At 71.5% G+C, this 24131-nt stretch carries 21 protein-coding genes, 3 tRNA genes and 1 pseudogene; 3 read left to right on the top strand and 22 right to left on the bottom strand.

Annotated features, from left to right (window positions below; translation table 11 throughout):
• Positions 1 to 93: 93 nt before the first annotated feature.
• The 12 genes from rpoB to ACIPSC_RS23985 form a co-directional block, all read right to left on the bottom strand.
• Positions 94 to 3570, bottom strand: coding sequence for a DNA-directed RNA polymerase subunit beta (gene rpoB / locus ACIPSC_RS24040; protein ID WP_400828148.1), 3477 nt, complete (start codon positions 3568 to 3570; stop codon positions 94 to 96).
• A 735-nt stretch (positions 3571 to 4305) separates the two neighbouring features.
• A complete protein-coding gene (gene rplL, locus ACIPSC_RS24035; protein ID WP_400828147.1) occupies positions 4306 to 4689 on the bottom strand; it encodes a 50S ribosomal protein L7/L12 in 384 nt (127 codons plus the stop codon).
• 88 nt (positions 4690 to 4777) lie between these two features.
• Positions 4778 to 5341, bottom strand: coding sequence for a 50S ribosomal protein L10 (rplJ, locus tag ACIPSC_RS24030; RefSeq protein ID WP_238863793.1), 564 nt, complete (start codon positions 5339 to 5341; stop codon positions 4778 to 4780).
• 397 nt (positions 5342 to 5738) lie between these two features.
• The gene (locus tag ACIPSC_RS24025) at positions 5739 to 6599 is read right to left on the bottom strand and encodes a hypothetical protein (RefSeq protein ID WP_400828146.1); all 861 of its coding nucleotides are present in this window, start codon (positions 6597 to 6599) and stop codon (positions 5739 to 5741) included.
• Between the two features lie 84 nt (positions 6600 to 6683).
• Positions 6684 to 7649, bottom strand: coding sequence for a hypothetical protein (locus ACIPSC_RS24020; protein WP_400828145.1), 966 nt, complete (start codon positions 7647 to 7649; stop codon positions 6684 to 6686).
• Between the two features lie 102 nt (positions 7650 to 7751).
• A complete protein-coding gene (locus ACIPSC_RS24015) occupies positions 7752 to 8582 on the bottom strand; it encodes a hypothetical protein (protein ID WP_400828144.1) in 831 nt (276 codons plus the stop codon).
• A gap of 95 nt (positions 8583 to 8677) precedes the next feature.
• Positions 8678 to 9463: a hypothetical protein gene (locus tag ACIPSC_RS24010; protein ID WP_400828143.1), complete on the bottom strand. Its 786-nt coding sequence runs from the start codon at positions 9461 to 9463 to the stop codon at positions 8678 to 8680.
• Between the two features lie 263 nt (positions 9464 to 9726).
• On the bottom strand, positions 9727 to 10449 hold the full coding sequence (gene rplA / locus ACIPSC_RS24005; RefSeq protein WP_238863788.1) for a 50S ribosomal protein L1: 723 nt from the start codon (positions 10447 to 10449) through the stop codon (positions 9727 to 9729).
• A gap of 100 nt (positions 10450 to 10549) precedes the next feature.
• Entirely contained in the window at positions 10550 to 10984 is a 435-nt protein-coding gene (gene rplK / locus ACIPSC_RS24000; protein ID WP_313764215.1) for a 50S ribosomal protein L11, read from the bottom strand.
• 169 nt (positions 10985 to 11153) lie between these two features.
• Positions 11154 to 12041, bottom strand: a complete 888-nt coding sequence (gene nusG, locus ACIPSC_RS23995; RefSeq protein WP_400828142.1) for a transcription termination/antitermination protein NusG — start codon at positions 12039 to 12041, stop codon at positions 11154 to 11156.
• 210 nt (positions 12042 to 12251) lie between these two features.
• Positions 12252 to 12584, bottom strand: a complete 333-nt coding sequence (gene secE / locus ACIPSC_RS23990; RefSeq protein WP_400828141.1) for a preprotein translocase subunit SecE — start codon at positions 12582 to 12584, stop codon at positions 12252 to 12254.
• Between the two features lie 149 nt (positions 12585 to 12733).
• Positions 12734 to 12806, bottom strand: a tRNA-Trp gene (locus ACIPSC_RS23985).
• 321 nt (positions 12807 to 13127) lie between these two features.
• Here ACIPSC_RS23985 and ACIPSC_RS23980 point away from each other — a divergent pair.
• Together ACIPSC_RS23980 and ACIPSC_RS23975 are read left to right on the top strand one after the other, a co-directional pair.
• Positions 13128 to 14375: a pyridoxal phosphate-dependent aminotransferase gene (locus tag ACIPSC_RS23980; RefSeq protein ID WP_400828140.1), complete on the top strand. Its 1248-nt coding sequence runs from the start codon at positions 13128 to 13130 to the stop codon at positions 14373 to 14375.
• A 102-nt stretch (positions 14376 to 14477) separates the two neighbouring features.
• Positions 14478 to 15521 (top strand): adenosine deaminase, encoded by a 1044-nt coding sequence (locus ACIPSC_RS23975; RefSeq protein WP_400828139.1) that lies wholly within the window; start codon positions 14478 to 14480, stop codon positions 15519 to 15521.
• Here ACIPSC_RS23975 and ACIPSC_RS23970 read toward each other — a convergent pair.
• From ACIPSC_RS23970 to ACIPSC_RS23945, 6 genes are all read right to left on the bottom strand, one after another.
• A complete protein-coding gene (locus ACIPSC_RS23970) occupies positions 15511 to 16554 on the bottom strand; it encodes a UDP-N-acetylmuramate dehydrogenase (RefSeq protein WP_400828303.1) in 1044 nt (347 codons plus the stop codon). The two genes, ACIPSC_RS23975 and ACIPSC_RS23970, sit on opposite strands and share 11 nt — an antisense overlap.
• Positions 16555 to 16638: 84 nt before the next feature.
• Positions 16639 to 17061 (bottom strand): MaoC family dehydratase, encoded by a 423-nt coding sequence (locus ACIPSC_RS23965; RefSeq protein ID WP_400828138.1) that lies wholly within the window; start codon positions 17059 to 17061, stop codon positions 16639 to 16641.
• 4 nt (positions 17062 to 17065) lie between these two features.
• Positions 17066 to 17524, bottom strand: coding sequence for a MaoC family dehydratase N-terminal domain-containing protein (locus ACIPSC_RS23960; RefSeq protein WP_313764221.1), 459 nt, complete (start codon positions 17522 to 17524; stop codon positions 17066 to 17068).
• A gap of 130 nt (positions 17525 to 17654) precedes the next feature.
• The gene (rpmG, locus tag ACIPSC_RS23955; protein WP_006604855.1) at positions 17655 to 17819 is read right to left on the bottom strand and encodes a 50S ribosomal protein L33; all 165 of its coding nucleotides are present in this window, start codon (positions 17817 to 17819) and stop codon (positions 17655 to 17657) included.
• A gap of 83 nt (positions 17820 to 17902) precedes the next feature.
• Positions 17903 to 17975 (bottom strand) — tRNA-Met (locus tag ACIPSC_RS23950).
• Positions 17976 to 18018: 43 nt separating this feature from the next.
• A tRNA-Thr gene (locus ACIPSC_RS23945) sits at positions 18019 to 18091 on the bottom strand.
• 251 nt (positions 18092 to 18342) lie between these two features.
• On the opposite strand from ACIPSC_RS23945, the gene ACIPSC_RS23940 reads away from it, so the two are divergent.
• Entirely contained in the window at positions 18343 to 19614 is a 1272-nt protein-coding gene (locus ACIPSC_RS23940) for a hydrolase (protein WP_400828137.1), read from the top strand.
• Positions 19615 to 19846: 232 nt separating this feature from the next.
• On the opposite strand, the gene ACIPSC_RS23935 is transcribed toward ACIPSC_RS23940, so the two are convergent.
• The 4 genes and pseudogenes from ACIPSC_RS23935 to ACIPSC_RS23920 form a co-directional block, all read right to left on the bottom strand.
• Positions 19847 to 20521, bottom strand: coding sequence for a response regulator (locus tag ACIPSC_RS23935; protein WP_400828136.1), 675 nt, complete (start codon positions 20519 to 20521; stop codon positions 19847 to 19849).
• Positions 20514 to 23057: an ATP-binding protein gene (locus tag ACIPSC_RS23930; RefSeq protein WP_400828135.1), complete on the bottom strand. Its 2544-nt coding sequence runs from the start codon at positions 23055 to 23057 to the stop codon at positions 20514 to 20516. The genes ACIPSC_RS23935 and ACIPSC_RS23930 overlap by 8 nt, the downstream gene beginning before the upstream one ends.
• 116 nt (positions 23058 to 23173) lie before the next feature.
• Entirely contained in the window at positions 23174 to 23806 is a 633-nt protein-coding gene (gene kdpC, locus ACIPSC_RS23925) for a K(+)-transporting ATPase subunit C (RefSeq protein ID WP_400828134.1), read from the bottom strand.
• A 16-nt stretch (positions 23807 to 23822) separates the two neighbouring features.
• Positions 23823 to 24131 (bottom strand): annotated as a pseudogene (locus ACIPSC_RS23920) (potassium-transporting ATPase subunit B); the annotation flags it as partial.

Raw genomic sequence — 24131 nt, 5'->3', positions numbered from 1 at the left:
AAGCCCTCTTTCGTAAGTCGAGAGTCGTTCGTGTGGTCTGAGGGGGGCCTGGGGGCGGGCCGGCTGCTCAGTGGGCAGCCGGCCCTACCTCCGTCAGACCTCTTCGACGCTGCTCGGCTCGCGCCGGGACAGGTCGATGCCGAGCTCCTCGGCGGCGCGGAACACGTCCTCGTCGGAGTCCCGCATCTCGATGGACTGGCCGTCCGAGGACAGCACCTCCACGTTGAGGCAGAGCGACTGCATTTCCTTGATGAGGACCTTGAAGGACTCGGGAATGCCGGGCTCGGGGATGTTCTCGCCCTTGACGATGGCCTCGTAGACCTTCACACGGCCGAGAACGTCGTCGGACTTGATGGTGAGCAGCTCCTGCAGCGCGTACGCGGCGCCGTATGCCTCAAGGGCCCACACCTCCATCTCACCGAAGCGCTGACCACCGAACTGCGCCTTACCACCGAGCGGCTGCTGGGTGATCATCGAGTACGGGCCGGTCGAGCGGGCGTGCAGCTTGTCGTCGACCAGGTGGTGCAGCTTGAGGATGTACATGTAGCCGACCGAGACCGGCATCGGGAACGGCTCGCCGGAGCGGCCGTCGAACAGCCGGGCCTTGCCGGTGGAGTTCACCAGGCGCTCACCGTCACGGGTGAGGGTGGTGTTGTCCAGCAGGCCGGTGATCTCGTCCTCGCGGGCGCCGTCGAAGACCGGGGTGGCGAGGTTGGTGCCGCCCTGGACGGTGTCGGCGCCGATCGCCTGCAGGCGCTGGGCCCACTCGTCGGCGAGGCCGGAGACGTCCCAGCCCTGCTTGGCGAGCCACCCGAGGTGAATCTCCAGGACCTGCCCGGGGTTCATTCGGGACGGGACACCCAGCGGGTTGAGGATGATGTCGACCGGGGTGCCGTCCTCCAGGAACGGCATGTCCTCGACCGGGAGGATCTTGGAGATGACACCCTTGTTGCCGTGGCGGCCGGCGAGCTTGTCACCGTTGGTGATCTTGCGCTTCTGGGCCACGTAGACGCGGACCAGCTGGTTCACGCCCGGGGGAAGCTCGTCGCCCTCCTCGCGGTCGAAGACGCGAACGCCGATGACCTTGCCGGACTCACCGTGCGGCACCTTCAGCGAGGTGTCGCGGACCTCGCGCGCCTTCTCACCGAAGATCGCGCGGAGCAGGCGCTCCTCCGGGGTCAGCTCGGTCTCACCCTTGGGCGTGACCTTGCCGACCAGGATGTCACCGGTGACGACGTCGGCGCCGATCCGGATGATGCCGCGCTCGTCGAGGTCGGCGAGGACCTCCTCGGAGACGTTCGGGATGTCCCGGGTGATCTCCTCGGGGCCGAGCTTGGTGTCACGGGCGTCGACCTCGTGCTCCTCGATGTGGATCGAGGAGAGGACGTCGTCCTGCACGAGGCGCTGCGACAGGATGATCGCGTCCTCGTAGTTGTGGCCCTCCCACGACATGAACGCCACGAGGAGGTTCTTGCCGAGCGCCATCTCGCCCTCGTCGGTGCACGGGCCGTCGGCCAGCACCTGGCCGGCCTCGACCCGGGCGCCCTCGTCCACGAGCACCTTCTGGTTGAAGGCGGTGCCCTGGTTCGAGCGGGTGAACTTGGCGGCGCGGTACGTGGTGTACGTGCCGTCGTCGTTGGCCACGGTGACGTAGTCGGCCGAGACCTCCTGGACGACACCGGCCTTCTCGGCGGTGATGACGTCCGCGGCGTCGACGGCGCAGCGGTACTCCATGCCGGTACCGACCAGCGGAGCCTCGCTCTTCAGCAGCGGCACCGCCTGGCGCATCATGTTCGAGCCCATGAGCGCGCGGTTGGCGTCGTCGTGCTCGAGGAACGGGATCATGGCGGTCGCGACCGACACCATCTGGCGCGGCGAGACGTCCATGTAGTCGATCTCGGTGCCCGGGATGTAGTCGATCTCGCCACCACGGCGGCGGACCAGGACGCGCGGCTCGGCGAAGTGCAGGTCCGCGGTCAGCGGCGCGTTCGCCTGGGCGATGACGTAGCGGTCCTCCTCGTCGGCGGTCAGGTAGTCCACCTTCTCGGTGACCACACCGTCGACGACCTTGCGGTACGGGGTCTCGATGAAGCCGAAGGCGTTGACCCGGCCGTACGAGGCCAGCGACCCGATCAGACCGATGTTCGGGCCTTCCGGGGTCTCGATCGGACACATGCGGCCGTAGTGCGAGGGGTGCACGTCACGGACCTCGAAGCCGGCGCGCTCACGGGAGAGACCGCCGGGGCCGAGGGCGGACAGACGGCGCTTGTGGGTCAGGCCCGACAGCGGGTTCGTCTGGTCCATGAACTGCGACAGCTGGCTGGTGCCGAAGAACTCCTTGATGGAGGCGACGACCGGCCGGATGTTGATCAGGGTCTGCGGCGTGATCGCCTCGACGTCCTGGGTGGTCATGCGCTCGCGCACGACGCGCTCCATGCGGGCGAGACCCGTACGGACCTGGTTCTGGATGAGCTCGCCGACGTTGCGCAGGCGGCGGTTGCCGAAGTGGTCGATGTCGTCGACCTCGACCACGATGTCGCGGCCGCTCTCGTCGTTCCACTCGGTCTCACCGGCGTGCAGCTTCACCAGGTACTTGATCGCACCGATGATGTCGGGCTCGGTGAGCACGCCGGAGTCCAGCGACTCGGCGTTGCCCAGCTTGCGGTTGACCTTGTAGCGGCCGACCTTCGCGAGGTCGTAGCGCTTCGGGTTGAAGTAGAGGTTCTCGAGCAGCGTCTGCGCGGCCTCACGCGTCGGCGGCTCGCCGGGGCGCAGCTTGCGGTAGATGTCCAGCAGCGCGTCGTCCTGGCCCTGGGTGTGGTCCTTCTCCAGGGTGGCGCGCATCGACTCGTACTCACCGAACTCCTCGAGAATCATCTCGTTGGTCCAGCCGAGCGCCTTGAGCAGCACGGTGACGGACTGCTTGCGCTTGCGGTCGATGCGGACGCCGACCATGTCGCGCTTGTCGATCTCCATCTCCAGCCAGGCACCACGCGAGGGGATGACCTTGCAGGAGTAGATGTCCTTGTCGGACACCTTGTCCAGGGTGGAGTCGAAGTACACACCCGGGGAGCGGACCAGCTGCGACACGACGACACGCTCGGTGCCGTTGATCACGAACGTGCCCTTGTGGGTCATGAGCGGGAAGTCGCCCATGAAGACCGTCTGAGACTTGATCTCACCGGTCTCGTTGTTGGTGAACTCGGCCGTGACGAAGAGCGGAGCCGCGTACGTGAAGTCGCGGTCCTTGCACTCGTCAATGGAGTTCTTCGGCGGCTCGAAACGGTGGTCGCGGAAGGTCAGGGACATCGACCCGCTGAAGTCCTCGATCGGCGAGATCTCCTCGAAGATCTCCTCCAGACCGGACTTGGTGGGGACGTCCTGACCGTTCTCCAGCGCCCGCTCGACCCGGGACTTCCAGGCCGCGTTGCCGAGCAGCCAGTCAAAGCTCTCGGTCTGCAGGGCCAGGAGGTTAGGGACCTCGAGGGGCTCCTTGATCTTCGCGAAGGAGACGCGGAGCGGGGCGGTGGATGCGGCGGAATTGTTCGAGGCGTTGCGCGGCGCGGCCAAGAGGGGGGTCCTTCCGAGGGCTCGGAGCTCACTACGCGCATACCAGCCGGGCCTTCACGGGCTTGGATCCGCCTCCGTCGCCGTCGGCCTCCGCCGGGGGAAAACCCAGGTCAGAGCCGCTTTGCGGAGGCGATGCCAGACCCCTTCAGGGCAACGCCGACTCCGGGCGACGAGTCACGGAGCAGCTAACAGGCAGCGCAAAGGGACAGTGTAGCCAAACGGCACACTGCTGTCCAGCTCTGATTCGGAAACCGAATCGGAGACTCCTCCCGGTTGCCGGCGGACGCGGACGCCCTCCGGGTACTGCACGGCCCGGGCACTCCCGGACCTCCACCACTCACGTGGAGTCACTTCCCGCCGGAGCCACTGGTTATGCATCCAGCGGTGGACCAACCGGGGCGGACTCGCGCCTTGAGAATCGCGCGCCGCGCCTGGTTCGTCAAGGGCCCGCCTCCGGCGCGGGCCTCGACACGTCTATCGCTGCGGACCTGCCCGGCGTTACAGAAGCCGTGGTCGGGGCCACTGCCGACGACAGCGATCACCATACCCGCCCGCACCGACAGTGCCGAGTGCACTGTCGGCCAGACCGGTGGTTCGGCCGCCCGGCCCGCCCCCGGGCCGGGAGCGCGAAAAGGCCGGGCCGACCACCCGCAAGGGTGATCGGCCCGGCCTCGGAGCTCCGGCCCCCTCAGAGGGGGCGTGGGGCACCTCCCGGCCGCTGGGGCCGGGGGAGAGTCACTTGACGGTGACCTTGGCGCCGGCACCCTCGAGGGCGGCCTTGGCCTTCTCGGCAACGTCCTTGGCAACCTTCTCCAGGACCTTGGCACCAGCGGTGTCAACGAGGTCCTTGGCCTCCTTCAGGCCGAGGGAGGTCAGGGTGCGCACCTCCTTGATGACCTGGATCTTCTTGTCGCCGGCGGACTCGAGGATGACGTCGAACTCGTCCTGCTCCTCAGCGGCCTCGGCCGGGGCGGCCGGGCCACCGACGGCGGCGACGGCGACCGGGGCGGCGGCGGTGACGTCGAACTTCTCCTCGAAGGCCTTCACGAAGGCGGCGAGCTCGATGAGGGTGAGCTCCTCGAACTGCGCGAGCAGCTCGTCCTGGGACAGCTTCGCCATGATGGCGTCCTTCCACTAAATCGGCAGGTGGTGCCGTATGTACGGGTTGGGCGGGCACGGGCCCGCAGCGAGGCGTGAGCCTGCGGAATTACTCCGCGGCCTCGTCCTCGGCGGCGGGAGCCGGCGTACCGGCACCGCCCTGCTCGACCTTGTCGCGCAGCGCGTCCACAGTGCGGACGAGCTTCGACGGCAGGGCCTGGAAGAGCGCGGCAGCCTGGGACTGCTTGGCCTTCAGGGCACCCGCCAGCTTGGCGAGCAGCACCTCGCGGGACTCAAGGTCCGCGAGCTTCTTGATGTCATCGGCGGACAGTGCCTTGCCATCAAGAACACCGCCCTTGATGACGAGAGCGGGGTTCTCCTTGGCGAAGTCACGCAGAGCCTTCGCCGACTCCACCGGGTCACCGGTGACGAAGGCAACAGCCGTCGGACCGGCGAACAGGTCGTCGAGCTCCGTGATCCCGACCTCGTTGGCCGCGATCTTGGTCAGCGTGTTCTTCACCACGGCGTACTGGGCGTTGTCACCCAGCGAGCGACGCAGGGTCTTGACCTGCTTCACCGTCAGACCGCGGTACTCGGTCAGTACGGCCGCGTTCGAGCCACGGAACATCTCCGTGATCTCGGCGACGGCAGCAGCCTTGTCGGGCCTAGCCATAGGCTTACGCCTCCTTCCGTGATGTCGAAGTCCGGCCGACCGCGAGAGTCGACCATTCGCGCCGCGGACCACCGGACGGAAGGAAAGCCCCTGCGGAAAAGCAGATGAGCCCCGGTGCGCAGGCGCACGGGGCTCAGCACGACCTCGACAGGTCCCGTGTGCGGACACACACGACCCGGAAGTCCAAGCTCCAAACAGTCCTGCGCGGGCTGACTGCGACTAATCGCAGATCCTTCGGCCGCGAACGTCCTTGCGGACGGACGGCGACAACCAGCGGTCTTTGGCTTCGGCAACAGTAGCCGGACTCCGCCGTCCGGGGCAAATCGCCCGTCGCGGGGCCGCCGGAGGGGCGCCGCGGGGCCGCCTCGGAGACCCTGCCGCCGGTCGGCGGGCAGGGTCAGCGGGCCAGCGGGGAGACGCTGCGGGTGCCGGCGTCCACGGTGTCCCCCTCGGCCGGGGCCTGCACCGAGAGGGGGCCGGCGAACTCCGTGTAGACCACCGTGTCGTCCGCCCGGCCGATCTCCCCGGTGCCGGTGCGCTGCAGCTTCACCAGCTGGTCCTTGTCGTTCAGCCAGAGGTCCAGGGTCAGCGAGACCGAGCCGCCCGGGGTCAGCGCGGCGCGCAGCCCGTCCCGCCGGGCCGGGCTCAGCTGGGTCTGCGCCGCCGCGTACCGCTCGGCGTCGGTGGTGACCCGGTAGTGCGCGACGGTCGCGTCCTCGGACTTCTCCTCGCCGACGAACTGCGCCTCCACCCCGTCCGCGGTGGCGGCGGCCAGCGCCTCGGCCGGGTTGAGCAGGTCGATCAGCCCGGCGTACGGGATCTCCTTGTGGCCGTCCGGCCCCGGCGGGACGGAGAACCGCTCCCAGTGCCGCCCGCCGAGCCGGGCCGTGGCGGCCGCGTCGCCGCCCTGGTAGGCCACGGTGTCGACGACGATCAGCTGCTCGGCCTCGGCCGGGGTGGTGCGCTTGACCTGGAGCGCCGTCTTCGGCAGCCAGAACAGCGGGCCGGTGCCGGCGTCCGACCCCAGCCGGTAGTTGACCTTGGCCCGGCGGGCGGTCTGGGCGTTGAGCTGGGCCGACAGCAGGACGCCGTGCGGGGAGCGGTCGGTCGGCTTGGCCGGGCCGGTCGGGGAGGCGCTGGTCGGCGTCGGTGTGCGCGAGGGCGTCGGCGCGGCCGCACCGCCGCTCCCGCACGCCGTCAGGCCGCCCGCCAGCAGCACCGCGGCCGTCCCGGCCGCCAGCCGCCGCCGCACCGCCATGCCCGTCTCCCGTTCCGTTCCGTCACCGACCGGCCGTCCCGCGCGGTCGCGTCCCTGCGAGCCACCATGCCACCAGCGGGCCGGTCAGCTCGCGGTGCCCCCCTTGGCCGCCCCGGCGATGTCCGCCAACTCGGCGACGTCGGACGGGTCCGGCGCCGTGGTGGCGACCTTGGTGCCGTAGTCCGAGTAGGTGACGGTGACCTTGAACGGGCCGGCCTTGGTGTCGGCCGCCTCGGACCGCTTCACCACCAGGTTGTCCGCGTCGACCCAGACGTCGACCGTCTCGCTGGTGACCCCGGCGGCATTGAGGTTCTTCTTCACCTGGGCGAGCTGCTCGTCGGTCAGCCCGCTGCCGCCCGCGGCGGCGGCCAGGTCGGCGACGGTCAGCTCGCCGGTGTAGTGGGTGGTCTGCTTGCCGCCGACGGTCTCCTTGCCGGCCTCGCTGACCTTGCCCGAGGCGATCAGGGTCCGCACGCCCTCGACCGGGTCCGCGCTCTTCAACTGGTTGGCGCCGACCCCGCCCTGGGCCTTGCCGAGGTCCTCGTAGCTGTAGTGCAGCCAGTGCTTGCCGCCGAGCTCCTGGACGGCCTGGCCGCCCACCCGCATGTACATCCCGTCCTTGAGGTACCGGGCGGTGAGGGTCGAGCCGCCGGTGAGCCCGGAGAGCTGCTTGCCGGCCGGCGTCGCCGACATGTCCATCTGCAGCTCGCCCTGGAGGCCGGCGGCCCAGGAGACGGCCCCGGTGGCCGTGATCCTGCCACCGCCGACGCTGATCTCCTCGGTGATCTTCGCGGAGGTCTGCGCGCCGGTCTTCTCGGTGACGAGCTTCAGGTAGGCCGCCGGGGTCAGCTTGACCGGGGCCTCCTTGGTCGGCTCGGCGGTCGGGGTGGGCGCGGCCGGGGTGGCCGTGGTCGGCTGCGCGGCGGCCGAGGTCGGCGCGGCGGGCGCGGCGTTGCCGCTCTTGTCGTCGCCGTTGCAGGCGGTCGCGGTCAGGGCCAGTGCGGCCAGCACGACGGCCACGGCGGTGTTGCGGGTGGTGGTTGCAGCCATGATTCCCCCTCCGAGGAGCTCCCGGGCGCACGGTGTGCCCGGAGCGGAAGCCGGTGAAAGACGAGCCCCGTGGGCTCAGTTGAAGAGGTCGGCCCGGTGGGCTCAGTTGAAGAGCTTGGCGAGGTCGGCCGTCTTGCCCACGTCGCTCGCGGCGGGTGCCTCGATCTTGGGAGCGGCGCCCAGGCCGGAGTACTTGACCGTGACGGTCGACTTCTCGCCGCCCTTGTCGCCGTACTCCTTGAGCTGCACGAGCTCCTGCTTGGCGTTGATCCAGAGGTCGACGGTCAGCGTCTTGCCGTCCTCGTCGAGCGACTTCTGCACGGCGGCGCGCTGGTCGGCGCTGAGCGCACCCAGGCCCTCGACGAGCTTTGCGGTGTCCTCGACCGCGTGGAAGTGCGTGGTCTGGACCCCGTCGACGGTCTCCGGTCCGACCTTGGCCGGCTTGCCGGCCTGGGCCGCCACGGTCAGCTGCAGGACCGGGTTGACCATCTGCGCCGTGGTCAGGAGAACCCCGGCCGTCGGTCCGAGGAGCGGGTCCTTGGGGTCGGCCTTGGCCCAGTGCCGGCCGCCCAGGGCGGCCGTCGCGGGGCCGCCGCCGAGGTAGAGGTCCTCGCCGATGACGCGGGCCTTGGTGCCGCCGCTCCCCTGGCCGGCCAGGTCGACCGCGAGCTTCTGGCGCCAGTCTGCGGCGCCGGTGGCGGTGTCCTCGGGCGTGACCACGGTGATGCTGCCGTTGCCGGCCTTCTGCATCACCAGGGCCGAGGCGGCCAGCGCCGCCTTGGGGTCGAGGTCGGCCACCTGGCCCGCGATCGCGTCGGCCGCGGACTTCGGGTCCGTCTTGGCGTCCGACTTGGCGCTGCTGCCGCAGGCCGCCAGGGTGGCGACCAGGGCGGCGGACGTGAAGACGACGGCACCGAGCCGCAGAGCGCGCATGAGCAGATCCCCCCGTTGCGACCCGGTCCCGGGTCGTTCCCAGCAGACTCTAACCAATCGCCGAGTCCGCTCCCCACCGGATATCCCCGGCCGGATCACCCCGCCGCGGCCGGGCCCTCCGGGGCTGTCCCCGTCTCCGAGACGTCCGTCGTGGTGACCACGGTTCCCGCACTGCCCTGGGCGCTGGCCCGGAGCCTGAGCAGGTGGTCGCCGGGCGCGACCCAGAAGTCGTAGCCGATGGTGGTGACCCCGCGCTCGCGGTAGTACACCAGCACCGCGGCGAGCCGCGCCTCGCCGATCCCCTCGTCGGCGGCGAAGAACTCGGCGACCGAGGCCGAGCCCCGGTAGTGCGCCACGGTGGTGCCGGCCAGCTGCTCGCCACCGAGCGAGGTGAGCTTGCCGGCCAGTGCCATGGCGTGGGCGCGGCCGCCCGGGTTGGTGACCAGCCCGGTGAACCAGCCGCCCGCGTACCCGCCGCCGTTGCCGCGCGGGTCGAGCGACTCGGCCGCGGCCCGCTCCGCGCGCCGGGCCGGGGCACCGTCGTACCCGAGGTCGAGGGTGCCGTCCTGGACCCGCAGCCGGCCGCTGCCCCGCTCGTCGGTGAGGGCCAGCTCGGCGTCGTCCCGGGCTCCCCAGGACACCGTGCCGGAGGCGGTGCGGCGCCCGTCCGGACCCTCCTCCACCGCCTCGATCCGCGCGCCGCCCACGTCGTCCAGGGCCTGCGCGGCCGAGAGCAGCACCTGCTTGGGCGGCCGGACGGTCGCGGCGCCGCCGTCCGGGGTGCGGTCCCCCGAGACGGCCATCAGACTGCAGGCGGTCAGGGCGCCGGCGAGCAGCAGCAGGGCGGCCCCCTGGGCGGCGGGGCGAAGGGCGGGCGGCACTGCACACTCCGGCGGTCGGCTCGCGGGCGAAGGTCCGGTCATATCGTCGGACCGGCCGAGCGTACGACGCGCGGCGCACCGCTCGACCCCCGCGCCGGTCTCGATCCGGACACAACCCACCCGCGGCACCCGCCTCCGCCACCGCCACCGGCGGACCGCCCCCGGACACGACAGCGGGCCCGCACCCCCGAAGAAGGGGGTACGGGCCCGCCGTACGGTCTACTGCTGCGCCCAGGACGCGGCTACCGGTCGGAGCGCACGGCTCAGACGGCGGCCGGGTCCTCCTCGACCAGGAGGTTGCGGGTGCGGTTCGGGTCCACCGGGATGCCGGGGCCGATGGTGGTGGAGACCGCGGTCTTCTTGATGTAGCGGCCCTTGGCGGCGGACGGCTTGGCGCGGAGCACCTCGTCCAGCGCGGCGGCGTAGTTCTCGACCAGCTGCTCGTCGGTGAAGGAGACCTTACCGATGATGAAGTGCAGGTTCGAGTGCTTGTCGACGCGGAACTCGATCTTGCCGCCCTTGATGTCGTTGACAGCCTTGGCGACATCGGGGGTGACGGTGCCGGTCTTCGGGTTCGGCATCAGACCACGGGGACCGAGCACGCGGCCGAGGCGGCCGACCTTGCCCATGAGGTCCGGGGTGGCGACGACGGCGTCGAAGTCCAGCTTGCCCTTGGCGACCTCGTCGATGAGCTCGTCGGCACCGACGATGTCGGCACCCGCAGCACGCGCGGCCTCGGCACGCTCGCCGGTCGCGAAGACCAGGACCCGAGCGGTCTTACCGGTGCCGTGCGGGAGGATCACGGTGCTGCGGACCATCTGGTCGGCCTTGCGCGGGTCGACGCCCAGACGCATGGCGACCTCGACGGTGCCGTCGAACTTGGTGGTGCTGGTCGCCTTGGCGAGGCGGATGGCCTCGAGGGGGGCGTAAAGGCGCTGGCGGTCGACCTGAGCGTCCGCGGCCTTCAGAGCCTTGCTGCGCTTCACTGCTGCTCCTGAATGGTGATGGGAGTTGTGGTGCCTCGGGCCTGCGCAGGCCCTACCACGGGGGGCGGGACTGAGCCGTCAGTCCCTGGCGGGACGGGACTCAGCCCTCGACGGTGATGCCCATCGACCGGGCGGTGCCGGCGATGATCTTCGCCGCCGCGTCCAGGTCGTTGGCGTTCAGGTCGGGCATCTTGGTGGTGGCGATCTCGCGGACCTGGGCGCTGGTGAGCTTCGCGACCTTGGTCTTGTGCGGCTCGCTGGAGCCCTTGTCGATGCCCGCGGCCTTCAGGATGAGGCGCGCGGCCGGCGGCGTCTTCGTGATGAAGGTGAAGGTGCGGTCCTCGTAGACCGTGATCTCCACCGGCACGATCATGCCGCGCTGCGACTCGGTCGCAGCGTTGTAGGCCTTGCAGAACTCCATGATGTTGACGCCGTGCTGACCCAGCGCGGGGCCGACCGGCGGCGCCGGGTTGGCCGCACCGGCGTTGATCTGGAGCTTGATAAGCCCCGTGACCTTCTTCTTCTTGGGAGGCATGTCTCTCCGGGTCCTTCCGAGAGGTGATTGCTGGTGTGTGCCGAACCGGGGCGACACCCGGTCGCCAGCACACACATCGGACCAGGCTAACGCGGATGCGCCGCTGGACCAAAACGGCTTTCGGGGCGGGGGCCGCAGCCCCCGCCCCGAAAGCCGGAGAACGTGACGACTAGTTCTTCTGGATCTGGTCGAAGGAGAGCTCGACCGGGGTCTCCCGGCCGAAGATCTCGACCAGGCCCTTGACCTTCTTCGAGTCGGGGTTGATCTCGTTGATGGTCGCCTGCAGGGTGGCGAAGGGGCCGTCGGTGACGGTGACCGAGTCGCCGACCTCGAAGTCGAGCACCTGGACCTCGACCGGGCGCACCGGCGAGGCCTTGCCGGCCTCCTTGGCCGCCTGGCGCTCGACGTCCGGGGCGAGCATCTTGACGACCTCGTCCAGGGTCAGCGGGTACGGGTCGTACGCGTTGCCGACGAAGCCGGTGACACCGGGGGTGTTGCGCACGACGCCCCAGGACTCCGGGGTGAGGTCCATGCGCACCAGGACGTAGCCGGGGAGCTTGTTCTGGCGGATGGTCTTGCGGTCGCCGTTCTTGATCTGGACGACCTCCTCCTGGGGCACCTCGGCCTGGAAGATGTACTCCTCCACGTTGAGGGAGACCGCGCGCTGCTCCAGGTTCTGCTTCACCCGGTTCTCGTAGCCGGCGTAGGTGTGGATCACGTACCACTCGCCGGGCATGAAGCGCAGGTCCTCGCGGAACTTGGCGACCGGGTCGACCTCGACGGCCTCCTCGACGGCCTCGGCCTCGGGCTCCTCGACGACCTCGGCCTCGGGCTCCTCGACGGCCTCCTCGGACTCCACGTGCAGCGCGGCCTCCTCGGCGGGCTCGCCGGCCTCGGCCTCGTCGTACGCCTCGGCCTCGTCCTCGTCGCTGTCCGCGGCGTCGACGATCTGCTCGGCGGACTCGGCGTCGTCAGCCAGCTCGGCCGCGTCCAGCTCGGCGGCGACATCCGCCTCGCGGACGGTCTCGTCGGCGTCGTACAGGGGGGACTCAGACACGGTGGCTGCTTCTTTCCTGGAGATGGTGAAGGTGGCGCGCTCCGGGACCGCTCCGGCGCCGCTCGCTCACGCGGGCGCCGACGGATGCCTCGGAGACTTCAACAGTACCGAGTCAACGGTAGCGGCCTCGTACGTCCGGCGCCGACAGCTCGACCCGGGCCGAAGAATCGGCCCGGGTCGGGAGGCTGTGGTGGAGGTGGTGCGGCTCGGTCAGCCGAAGATCCAGAGGCTGAGCTTCGAGAAGCCGTAGTCGAGGCCGGCCACGAAGGCCATCACGACGACGACGAAGACGACCACGACGGTGGTGTAGTTGACCAGCTCGTTCCGGCTGGGCCAGACGACCTTGCGCAGCTCGGCGATGATCTGGCGGTAGAAGAGGGCGAGGCGGGCGAACACGCCCTTCTTGGCACGCTTGCCGGACTTCTTCTCGCCCCGCTTGCGGTCGCGGCGCGACTCGCCGCCAGGCGTGGTCTCGGCAGCGCCGTCGGCACCCTCGGGGTTGCCGCTCTCAGGCGTTGCGGTGGAGCCCGTGGTCTCCGTCACTCGTCCTCACCTGAATCCGGGTCCTGCCGATCATCACCTGCGTACCCGATCGGGCACGAGCGGCCGGCTTAAGCGGTGCTGTTCGGTGCCCTCTCCGCATCAAGCCCGCTCGCTCTGTGGAGCGAACGGGCTGAATGCGGATCAAGCAGCAGGGCAAGAGGGACTCGAACCCCCAACCGCCGGTTTTGGAGACCGGTGCTCTACCAATTGAGCTATTGCCCTACGGTGCCTCGCGGCTCCAGTAGCGGCCACCAACGTACCGCATCTTCCGCCGCTGTATGCACAGGTGGTGGAAGCTGTGGCTTCTCGGTGGCCGTCGAGGAGTGAGTGTACGTGGTCGAGGGGTGTTTGGTCGAACCTCTTCCGTTTCCCGGCCGGTCCCGGGCGGTTTCCCCCCGTTCCTCCCCCGCCGGTCCGGACCGCGGCACGGGCCGGACCGCGGCCCCGGACTAGCGGGTCGAATTCCGGCCGCGATACGGACGGGCCCGTACATATGGTGAAACCACCACGCCCGGTCCGTCCCGGTTCTGCGACCATGCAGGCATGAGCGCTTCCACCCCGCAGCCCGACAGTTCCGTCCGCCCCGCCGACCGGCGCGTCTCCGCCCGGATCGGTGCGATCGCCGAGTCCGCGACCCTCGCCGTGGACGCCAAGGCCAAGGCCCTCAAGGCGGCCGGCAGGCCGGTGATCGGCTTCGGCGCCGGCGAGCCGGACTTCCCGACCCCGGACTACATCGTCGAGGCCGCCGTCGAGGCCTGCCGCGACCCCAAGAACCACCGGTACACCCCCGCCGGCGGCCTGCCCGAGCTGAAGGCCGCCATCGCCGCCAAGACGCTGCGCGACTCGGGCTACGAGGTGGACCCCGCCCAGATCCTGGTGACCAACGGCGGCAAGCAGGCGATCTACGAGGCCTTCGCCGCGATCCTCGACCCGGGCGACGAGGTCATCGTCCCGGCGCCGTACTGGACCACCTACCCGGAGTCGATCCAGCTGGCCGGCGGCGTGCCGGTGGAGGTCGTGTCGGACGAGACCACCGGCTACAAGGTCTCGGTCGAGCAGCTGGAGGCCGCCCGCACCGAGAACACCAAGGTCGTCCTCTTCGTCTCGCCGTCCAACCCGACCGGCGCGGTGTACACCCGGGAGGAGGCCGAGGAGATCGGCCGCTGGGCGCTGGAGCACGGCCTCTGGGTGCTGACCGACGAGATCTACGAGCACCTGGTCTACGGCGACGCGTCCTTCACCTCGCTGCCCGCCCTGCTGCCCGAGCTCGCCGACAAGTGCATCGTGGTCAACGGCGTCGCCAAGACCTACGCGATGACCGGCTGGCGGGTGGGCTGGGTGATCGGCCCCAAGGACGTCGTCAAGGCCGCGACCAACCTGCAGTCGCACGCCACCTCGAACGTCTCCAACGTCGCGCAGCGCGCCGCGATCGCCGCCGTCACCGGCGACCTCTCCGCCGTGCACGAGATGCGCACCGCGTTCGACCGCCGCCGCCGGACCGTCGTGAAGATGCTCAACGAGATCGAGGGCGTCGTCTGCCCCGAGCCCGAGGGCGCCTTCTACGTCTACCCGTCGGTCAAGGCCCTGCTCGGCAAGGAGATCCGCGGCAAGCGCCCGCAGACCTCCGGCGAGCTGGCCGCGCTGATCCTGGACGAGGCCGAGGTCGCGGTCGTCCCGGGCGAGGCCTTCGGCACCCCGGGCTACCTGCGCCTGTCGTACGCGCTGGGCGACGCCGACCTGGTGGAGGGCGTCAGCCGGATGCAGAAGCTGCTCGGCGAGGCCACTGCCTGACCGCCCTCCGGGCGACACCCGGCGGCCGCCCCCTTTTCACCCCTTCGGGGGATGGGAAGGGGGCGGTTCCCGTATCGGGGCCGGATACGGCAGGATCGGCGAATGGAACGCCTGTTGAACCCGCGAGACGTCAGGGACCTCCCCAAGGCCCACCTGCACCTGCACTTCACCGGCTCGATGCGCCCGGCCACCCTGCTGGAACTGGCCGACAAGCACGGCGTCCGGCTGCCCGAAGCGCTCAGCTCCGGCGAGCCGCCCAAGCTGCGGGCGACCGACGAGCGCGGCTGGTTCCGGTTCCAGCGCCTCTACGACACCGCCCGCTCGGTGCTGCGGGACGAGGCCGACATCCGCCGGCTGGTGCTGGAGACCGCCGAGGACGAGCGCCGGGAGGGCTCGCGCTGGCTGGAGATCCAGGTCGACCCGACCTCGTACGCCCCGCGGCTGGGCGGTCTGATCCCCGCCCTTGAGCTGATCCTGGACGCGGTGGAGCACGCCTCCGCGGCCACCGGCGTCGGGATCCGGGTGCTGGTCGCGGCCAACCGGATGAAGTCCCCGATGGACGCCCGGACGCTGGCCCGGCTGGCCGTCCGCTACGCCGACCACGGCGTGGTGGGCTTCGGCCTCTCCAACGACGAGCGCCGCGGCCTCGCCCGGGACTTCGACCGGGCCTTCGAGATCGCCCGCAAGGGCGGCCTGCTGGCCGCCCCGCACGGCGGCGAGCTGGCCGGCCCGGAGTCCGTCCGGGACTGCCTGGACGACCTCGGCGCGGGCCGGATCGGCCACGGCGTGCGGGCCGCGGAGGACCCGCGGCTGATGCAGCGGCTGGCCGACCGTCAGGTGACCTGCGAGGTCTGCCCGTCCTCCAACGTCTCGCTGGGCGTCTACGAGCACGCCGAGGAGGTGCCGCTGCGGCGGCTGTTCGACGCGGGCGTGCCGCTGGCGCTGGGCGCCGACGACCCGCTGCTCTTCGGCAGCCGGCTGGCCGACCAGTACGAGCTCGCCCGCGACGTGCTCGGCTTCGGCGAGGCCGAACTGGCCGAGCTGGCCCGCCAGTCGGTCCGCGGCTCGTGCGCGCCGGAGAGCGTGCGCAAGGAACTGCTGGCGGACATCGACGCCTGGCTGGTGGACGGCGCCGCTACAGCGTGACGCCGACCATCACCGGCTCGTTCACCAGCTCCACGCCGAAGGCCGCCCGTACCCCGTCCCGGATCTCCCGGGCGAGTGCGAGCAGGTCCTCGGCGGTGGCCGCGCCGCGGTTGGTGAGGGCCAGGGTGTGCTTGGTGGAGAGGGTGGCCGGGCCGCTGCCGTAGCCCTTGCCGAAGCCCGCCCGGTCGATCAGCCAGGCGGCCGAGGTCTTGGTGCAGCCGTCCGGCGCCGGGTAGGCGGGGGCGGTGAGCTCGCGCCCGGCGGTCAGGGCCAGGAAGGCGGCGTACTGCTCGGCGCTGAGCACCGGGTTGGTGAAGAAGGAGCCGGCGGACCAGGTGTCGTGGTCGGCCGGGTCCAGCACCATGCCCTTGCCCGAGCGCAACCGCAGGACGGCGCCGTGGGCGTCGGCCAGCTTGACCGGCTCGCCCTGCTCGACGCCCAGGTGACGGGCGGTCTCGGCGTACCGGACGGGGGTGGAGAGCCCGGCGTTGTCCTCCAGCGCGAAGCGGACCCGCAGGACGACGTAGCGGTCCGGGTCGGCCTTGAAGCGGCTGTGCCGGTAGGAGAAGGCGCACTCGGCGTTGGAGAGGGTGACCACCCGGTCGTCCCGGCGGTCGTAGGCGACCACCTCGGTGATCGACTGGGCCACGTCCTGGCCGTACGCGCCGACGTTCTGCACCGGGGTGGCGCCGGCCGAGCCCGGGATGCCGGCCAGGAACTCGATGCCGGCCAGGCCGTGCTCCACCGTGCGGGTGACCGCGTCGGCCCAGACCTCGCCGGCGGCCAGCTCCAGGACGGTGCCGTCCAGGGCGAAGCCCTCGGTGGCGATCCGCAGCACGGTGCCGGGGAAGCCGGCGTCGCCGATCACCAGGTTGGAGCCGCCGCCGAGGACGAGCAGCGGCTCGCCGGCCGCGTCGGCCTCGCGGACGGCGGCGACCACCTCGTCGTCGGTGGTCGCGGTCACCAGGCGGCGGGCCGGGCCGCCGAGCCGGAGGGTGGTCAGCGGGGCGAGGGGGGCGTCGAGTTCTACCAGCACGCCCCCAGCGTACGGGGAGGGGCCGGGCGGCCCCTCCCCCACCGGCGCGCCAGGGGTTGTCCGGGCGCTCAGGGCCTGTCTTCAGACCAGGCGGACGACGGCGCGGGACATGCCCAGCACCTTCTGGCCGCCGTAGGTCGCCACCAGGTCGACCTGGACCTTGCGGTCCTCCAGCAGCTTGGCCACCTTGCCGGTGACCTCGATCACGGAGCCGACACCGTCGTTGGGCACCGGCACCGGGCGGGTGAACCGCACGCCGTACTCCACCACCGCGCCCGGGTCGCCGACCCAGTCGGTGACCACCCGGACGGCCTCGGCCATGGTGAACATGCCGTGGGCGATGACGTCCGGCAGGCCGACCTCCTTGGCGAACTTCTCGTTCCAGTGGATCGGGTTGAAGTCGCCGGAGGCGCCCGCGTACTGCACCAGCGTGGCGCGGGTCACCGGGAAGGACTGCGCGGGCAGCTCGGTGCCGACCGCGGTCTCGTCGTAGCGGATCGCCATGGCGTTACTCCCCTGCCTCGTCGGCGGCCCGGGCCACCAGGGTCATGACCGACGTCACCACGTGCTCGCCGCTCGCGTCGGTCACCTCGCCGCGCACGGTCAGCACGTCGTTGCCGGCGAGCGACTTGATGTTGTCGATGGTCACCTCGACCGAGAGCCGGTCGCCGGCCCGCACCGGGCGGGTGTAGCTGAACTTCTGGTCACCGTGCACCACGCGGGTGTAGTCCAGGCCCAGCTGCGGGTCCTCGACCACCTGGCCGGCCGCCCGGTACGTGATGACGAACGGGAAGGTCGGCGGGGCGATGACGTCGGAGTGGCCCAGCGCCTTGGCGGCCTCCGGGTCGGTGTACGCCGGGTTGGCGTCGCCCACGGCGACCGCGAACTCGCGGATCTTCTCCCGGCCGACCTCGTACGGCTCGGTGGGCGGGTAGGTCCGCCCGATGAAGGAGGGGTCGAGCGCCATGGGCAACTCCTCGGAAGTGCGTGCGGGTGACGCGTGTGCGGGTGACAAAAAGACTCCGGGCCACACCCTGGAGGGGTGCGGCCCGGAGTCGGAGACCTGAATCACACAGGCCCGGTGACACGCGACAGGGTCAGCGGGTCTCGCGGTGCGCGGTGTGCGAGTTGCAGCGGGGGCAGTGCTTCTTCATCTCAAGACGGTCCGGGTCGTTGCGCCGGTTCTTCTTGGTGATGTAGTTCCGCTCCTTGCACTCCACGCAGGCCAGCGTGATCTTCGGGCGGACGTCGGTGGCAGCCACGGGAGTGCCTTCCTTGGACAATGAATAAGAACACAACAAGAGTAGCCGACCGGGAGTGCGATCTCCCGACCGACTACGCGGGGTAGCGGTGACCGGACTTGAACCGGTGACACAGCGATTATGAGCCGCTTGCTCTACCAACTGAGCTACACCGCCACAGTGAGCCGGAGGCCAACCGAAGCTGACTCCATTTCACCAGAGCCCCCATGCGGAATCGAACCGCAGACCTTCTCCTTACCATGGAGACGCTCTACCGACTGAGCTATAGGGGCGAACGAGGAAGACATTACACGTTCCGCGCCCAGAGGTGAAATCCGTATCCCGCCGCGAAGTCCGCAGGTCGACGGGCTGCACGGACGAGCGATCGAAGGCCTGGCGTTCGACCGGCCTCCGGCGGTGCGGCCCGACCCGATACGACTATTGCCCGCCTCCCCGCCGCCCGCGCCCGTGCGCCATAGGCTCGACGCTCATTGATCGGGACGGGCCGGGCCCCGTACGGGCCAGCGCGAGGAGGAGCCGGGCGATGGACAGCGCAGCCGCCGACGGGCCGCACTCCGGGCCCGGCCACTCGGCCAACCCCCTCGGGCACGGCCCGGTCCTGCTGCTCACCGACGCCCGGCTGGCCGACGGCCGGGTGGTGGACGTCCGGATCAGCGGCGACCGCATCCAGGCCGTCGGCACCGCAGGCAGCCTCGGCCCGCTGCCCGCCCTGCCCGGCACCCCCACCGCCACCACCGGCGCCCGGATCGACCTCAAGGGCTACCTGCTGCTGCCGGCCCCCGCCGAGGCGCACGCCCACTACGACACCGCGTTCGCCGCCGCACTGCCCGCCCCGCCCCCGGACACCTCGGCCGACCTCACCCGGCGGGTCACCGAGGCCGCGCTGACCTCGCTCGGCTACGGCGCCACCGCGCAGCGCACCCACGTCCGGATCGGCGACGTGCACGGGCTGGGCCGGCTGGAGGCGGTGCTCACCGCCCGGCAGGCGCTGCGCGGGCTGGCCGAGCTGCAGGCGGTCGCGATGCCCAGGCTGCTGACCGGCCGGGCCGGGGCGGACGGCCGGGCGCAGCTGCGCGACGCGTTGAAGCTGGGGGCGACGGCGGCCGGCGGCTGCCCAGAGCTGGACCCGGACCCGGCGGGGTACGTCCAGGTGCTGCTGGACGCCGCCCGGGAGGCGGACTGCCCGGTGGACCTGCACACCACCGGCGCCGACCCGGCGCAGCTGGCCCGGCTGGCCGGCGCGCTCGCGCCGCTGCGGCCCCGGGTGGTGCTCGGCCCGTGCGGGGCGCTGGCCCCGGGGGCCTCGACGGTGCTGGCCACCAGTGGTGTCCGGGTGGTCTGCCTGCCGCAGAACGGCTGCTGCACCGGGCTGGAGGGCCGGGCCCCCGGGATGCGGCCGGGGCTGCTGCGCGAGCTGGTGACGGCCCGGGTGCCGCTGGCGGCGGGCAGCGGCTCGCTGCGCGACCCGGCCAACCCGGTCGGACGGGCGGATCCGCTGGAGGCCGCGTACCTGCTGGCGTCGGGCGGGGTGCTGGAGCCGGAGGCGGCGTACGACGCGGTGGCCAACCAGGCGCGGGCGGCGCTCGGGCTGCCGCCGGTGCGGGTGGACGCCGGCTTCCCGGCGGAGCTGCTGGCGGTGCGCGGGGACAGCCTGGCGGGCGCGCTGGCGGGCGGTCACAGCCGCCTGGTGGTGCACAGCGGACGGGTCGTCAGCCGCACCAGTGCGGTCCGGGAGTTCGCGGACACGGTGGCGCTGGCACTGCCCCGGCAGTCGGGGAGCACGGGCGGGGGCTGAGCCCGGCCGGCCCTGCTGCGAGTAGGGCGAAAGGGGCGCGCGGTGCTGGCGCGCGCCCCTCCCCCACCCACTGACCGCCGAAGCGGCCGAGCGGCCCCAGGCATCCCCCACGGAGCGGGACCGCTGTTCTCGACCCCGACACTACGCCCGCGAACGGCCCGCCCCGGCCGCTCTTGACGCCCTCCTGTCGCCCGCGGGGCGGCTCTTGACGGCCCGTTGACGGGTGCGCCGCTCAGGGCTCGTAGCGGTAGCCGATGCCGGGTTCGGTGATCAGGTGGCGCGGGCGGGCCGGGTCGCGCTCCAGCTTGCGCCGCAGCCCGGCCAGGTAGACCCGCAGGTAGTTGCCGTGCCCCTCCTGTGCGGGGCCCCAGACCTCGCGCAGGATCTGCCGCCCGGGCACCAGCCGGCCCGGGTGGGCGAGCAGCAGCGCGAGGATCCGCCATTCGGTGGGGGTGAGCCGGACCGGTCCGTGCGGGCCGGTGACGGTGGTGGCGGCGAGGTCCACGGTGTGGTCGCCGATCACCGGCGCGGCCGGGGCGGGCGCGCCCGGGAGCCGGCGCAGCACAGCGCGCAGCCGGGCCAGCAGTTCCTCCATCAGGAAGGGTTTGGTGAGGTAGTCGTCGGCGCCGGCGTCGAGCGCGGTCACCTTGTCGGTGGCGTCGGAGCGGCCGGAGAGCACGATGATCGGCACGGCGCTGAGGCGGCGCAGGCCGCGGATGACCTCCAGGCCGTCCAGGTCGGGCAGGCCGAGGTCGAGCAGGACGGCGTCGGGCGCGGTGTGCGCGGCCCGGTCCAGGGCCTCGCCGCCGCTGGCGGCCGTCCGGACGGCGTACGCGCGGGCGCTGAGGTTGATCCGCAGGGTGCGCAGCAGCGCCGGTTCGTCGTCGACGATCAGGATCTCACTCATGTGCAAAACCCCCGGGGTGTGCGGCGGGCAGGGTGAGCAGCATGGTGGTGCCGCCACCGGGTGTGTCCTCGACCTCCAGGCTGCCGCCCATGGCCTCGGCGAGGCCACGGGAGAGAGCAAGGCCGAGGCCGACGCCGGTGGTGTTGTCGGTGTCGCCCAGGCGCTGGAAGGGGAGGAAGACGCGATCGCGGTCCTCGGGGGCGATGCCGGGGCCGCGGTCGACGACCCGGACCTCGACCCGGTCCAGGTGGTGGCTGGCGGTGACCAGGACGGGTGCGCCGGGCGCGTTGTGGCGCAGCGCGTTGGTGATGACGTTGGCCAGGACGCGCTCCAGCAGCGGCGGGTCGGCGAGGACCGCCGGGGCGGTGTCGAGGTCGAGCGGCTGCACGTGTGCGTACGGGTCGGGGAGGGTGTCCAGCGCGCGCGGCAGGATCTCGTCGAGGTGGGTCTCGGCGAGGTGCAGGGTGAGCGCGCCGGCCTGGAGGCGGCTCATGTCGAGCAGGTTGTCCACCAGCCGGGTGAGTTTGACCAGCGATTCGTCGGCGGTGGCCAGCAGTTCGGCCTGGTCCTCGGGCGAGAACTCGACGTCGGGGCTGCGCAGCGACCCGACCGAGGCGAGGGCCGCGGCGAGCGGGGTGCGCAGGTCGTGGCTGACGGCGGCGAGCAGGGCGGTGCGCATCCGGTCGGCGGCCTTGATCGGCTCGACCTCGGCGGCGACCACGGCGAGCCGGTCGCGTTCGAGGGCGGCGGCGACGTGGGCGGCGAAGGCGGTCAGCACGCGCTGGTCCGCGGCGGGCAGCCGGCGGCCGGTGAGGACGAGCACCGCGTCGGGGCCGACCGGGACCTCGGTGGCCTCCGCCGCCCGGCCGGGCTCGGGCCGGTTCCCGCTCTCGCTGGCGGCCAGCACCTCGCCGCCGGTGCGTTCCAGCAGGGCGACGGAGTCCATGCCGAAGGCGGTGCGGGACTTCTCCAGCAGGGCCGGCAGCGCATCCGCGCCGCGCAGCACGCTGCCGGCCAGCGTGGAGAGGGTCTCGGCCTCGGCCGTGGCCCGGGCGGCCCGGGTGGTGAGCCGGCTCGCGTGGTCGACCACGGTGGAGACGGTCAGCGCGACGGCGGCGAAGACGATCAGTGCGACGAGGTTGTTGGTCTCGCCGATGGTCAGGGTGTGGACGGGCGGGATGAAGAAGTAGTTGAGCAGCACCGAGGCGACCAGCGAGGCCAGCAGCGCCGAGGTGGCGCCGCCGAGCAGGGCGACCGCGACGACGCCGAGCTGGAAGATCAGCGCGTCGGTGGTCAGGTTGACCGTCCCGTGGAACTGGGAGAGGACGAGGGTGAGCAGGGAGGGCACCGCCAGGCCGGAGGCGAACCCGGCGGCGGTGCGGCGCCTGGAGTGGCGGCGGCCGAGCGAGGGCAGCCGGCCGCGGCCGGTGAACTCGTGGGTGACCATGTGGACGTCGATGTCCTCGGAGGCGTCGACGGTGGTCTGGCCGTTGCCGGGGCCGGTGAGGAAGCGGTTGAGCCGGCCGCGGCGGCTGGTGCCGAGCACCAGCTGGGTGGCGTCGTGGGCGCGGGCGAAGGCGAGCAGTGCGGTGGGGATGTCGTCGCCGACCATCACGTGGTAGCTGCCGCCGAGGGTCTCCACCAGCTGCCGCTGCTGGGCGAGTGCGCCGGAGGAGGCGCCGGCCAGGCCGTCGCTGCGGGTGACGTGGACGGCGAGCAGGTCGCCGCCGGCGGTGCGGTCGGCGATCCGGGCGGCGCGCCGGATCAGCGTCTCGCCCTCGGGGCCGCCGGTGAGGGCGACCACGACGCGTTCCCTGGTCTCCCAGACGCGGTCGATGTTGTGGCTGGCCCGGTAGTCGCGCAGCCCCTCGTCGACCCGCCCGGCCACCCAGAGCAGGGCGAGCTCGCGCAGGGCCGTCAGGTTGCCGACCCGGAAGTAGTTGGAGAGCGCGGCGTCCACCTTCTCCGCCCGGTAGATGTTGCCGTGGGCCATCCGGCGGCGCAGCGCCTGGGGGGCCATGTCGACGAGTTCGATCTGGTCGGCCCGGCGGACCACCTCGTCCGGGACGGTCTCGCGCTGGGGAATGCCGGTGATCTTCTCGACGACGTCGTTCAGCGATTCCAGGTGCTGGACGTTGACGGTGGTGATGACGTCGATGCCGGCGGCCAGCAGCTCCTCGACGTCCTGCCAGCGCTTGGCGTGGCGGCCGCCGGGGATGTTGGTGTGGGCGAGCTCGTCCACCAGGACGACGGACGGCTTCCGTGCGACGACCGCGTCGAGGTCCATCTCCTCGAAGTCCGAATCACGGTAGGAGCGTTGGACGCGTGGCAGGAGCTCCAGGCCGGTGAGCATGCCCTCGGTGCGGCGGCGGCCGTGGCACTCGATGTAGCCGACCACGACGTCCGCGCCGCGCTCCTGTCTGCGGCGGGCCTCGTCCAGCATCCGGTAGGTCTTGCCGACACCGGGGGCGGAGCCGAGGTACACCCTCAGCCGGCCGCGGCGGGGGCCGCTGCCGGGGGCGAGGTCGCGGGCCATGGACGCTGCTCTTTCGTCTTCGGGGCGGGGGTCGGGACGTGCGGCGGCCGACCCGGGCGCGGGGCGGTGCCCCTTGCCCGGGTCGGCCCGGTCTCACGGATCCGCCGGGGAATCCGTCACTTCTGTTCCGCCAGCGCGGTGTTGAGCAGGACGACGTTCACGCCCTCCTGGCCGAGGAAGCCGAGCGGGCGGCCCTCGGTGTGCTGCTCGACCAGCTTGTTCAGCTGCTCGGGCGAGAGGTTCCGGGCCTTGGCGACCCGGTCGACCTGCTCCTTGGCGTAGGCGACCGAGATCTGCGGGTCCAGCGACGAGCCGGAGGCGGTGACCGCGTCCACCGGGACGCTGGCCGGGTCGACGCCGTCGAAGGCGGCGACCACCTGCCGGCGCTCGTCGATCGTCTTGGCCAGGTCCTCGCTGTTGGGGCCCAGGTTGGAGGCGCCGGAGACCTTGCCGTCGTAGTCGTTGGCCGAGGGTCGGGGCTGGAACCACTTCGGGTCCGGCCGGGCCTGCTCGTTCTCGTCCTCCGGGTTCTGCTTGGGCAGGTTGTAGTTCTGGCCCAGCAGGCCGGAGCCGATCTCCTTGCCGTCGGCGGTCTTCACGATCGAGCCGTTGGCCTTCTGGCCGAAGGCGGCCTGGGAGATGCCGGTGACCAGCAGCGGGTAGGCGATCCCGAGGATCACCGTCATCACCAGCAGCATCCGCAGTGCGCTGAAGTGCGTGCGCAGGAGGGTGGGCAGGGGCTTGGACATTCCGGGTACTCCTCTCTCAGCTCAGACCGGGGATGAACTGGACGACCAGGTCGATCGCCTTGATCCCGACGAAGGGGACGACCAGACCGCCGAAGCCGTAGATCCCGATGTTGCGGCGCAGAAGCGAACCGGCGTCGGACGGGCGGTACTTCACCCCGCGCAGGGCGAGCGGGATGAGGCCGACGATGACCAGGGCGTTGAAGACGATCGCCGAGGTGATCGCGGACTGCGGGCTGTGCAGGTGCATGATGTTGAGCTTGTCCAGGCCCGGGTAGACCGCCGCGAACATCGCCGGGATGATCGCGAAGTACTTCGCGACGTCGTT

Origin of the sequence: Kitasatospora sp. NPDC090091 (genome assembly GCF_044747365.1) — a bacterium.
Lineage (GTDB): Bacteria > Actinomycetota > Actinomycetes > Streptomycetales > Streptomycetaceae > Kitasatospora.
Note: the sequence above shows the minus strand (reverse complement) of the source record. Positions and strands in the feature narration are given on the sequence as shown.

What these genes read in the sequence shown, in the direction of transcription:
- ACIPSC_RS24015 (WP_400828144.1), bottom strand. Translation starts at nt 8,582, where the DNA reads ATGCGCGCTCTGCGGCTCGGTGCCGTCGTCTTCACGTCCGCCGCCCTG.
- ACIPSC_RS23960 (WP_313764221.1), bottom strand. Translation starts at nt 17,524, where the DNA reads ATGGCGCTCGACCCCTCCTTCATCGGGCGGACCTACCCGCCCACCGAG.
- ACIPSC_RS24025 (WP_400828146.1), bottom strand. Translation starts at nt 6,599, where the DNA reads ATGGCGGTGCGGCGGCGGCTGGCGGCCGGGACGGCCGCGGTGCTGCTG.
- ACIPSC_RS23975 (WP_400828139.1), top strand. Translation starts at nt 14,478, where the DNA reads ATGGAACGCCTGTTGAACCCGCGAGACGTCAGGGACCTCCCCAAGGCC.
- rplK (WP_313764215.1), bottom strand. Translation starts at nt 10,984, where the DNA reads ATGCCTCCCAAGAAGAAGAAGGTCACGGGGCTTATCAAGCTCCAGATC.
- ACIPSC_RS24020 (WP_400828145.1), bottom strand. Translation starts at nt 7,649, where the DNA reads ATGGCTGCAACCACCACCCGCAACACCGCCGTGGCCGTCGTGCTGGCC.
- ACIPSC_RS23965 (WP_400828138.1), bottom strand. Translation starts at nt 17,061, where the DNA reads ATGGCGATCCGCTACGACGAGACCGCGGTCGGCACCGAGCTGCCCGCG.
- ACIPSC_RS23935 (WP_400828136.1), bottom strand. Translation starts at nt 20,521, where the DNA reads ATGAGTGAGATCCTGATCGTCGACGACGAACCGGCGCTGCTGCGCACC.
- kdpC (WP_400828134.1), bottom strand. Translation starts at nt 23,806, where the DNA reads ATGTCCAAGCCCCTGCCCACCCTCCTGCGCACGCACTTCAGCGCACTG.
- ACIPSC_RS23930 (WP_400828135.1), bottom strand. Translation starts at nt 23,057, where the DNA reads ATGGCCCGCGACCTCGCCCCCGGCAGCGGCCCCCGCCGCGGCCGGCTG.
- rplJ (WP_238863793.1), bottom strand. Translation starts at nt 5,341, where the DNA reads ATGGCTAGGCCCGACAAGGCTGCTGCCGTCGCCGAGATCACGGAGATG.
- rplL (WP_400828147.1), bottom strand. Translation starts at nt 4,689, where the DNA reads ATGGCGAAGCTGTCCCAGGACGAGCTGCTCGCGCAGTTCGAGGAGCTC.
- ACIPSC_RS23940 (WP_400828137.1), top strand. Translation starts at nt 18,343, where the DNA reads ATGGACAGCGCAGCCGCCGACGGGCCGCACTCCGGGCCCGGCCACTCG.
- ACIPSC_RS23980 (WP_400828140.1), top strand. Translation starts at nt 13,128, where the DNA reads ATGAGCGCTTCCACCCCGCAGCCCGACAGTTCCGTCCGCCCCGCCGAC.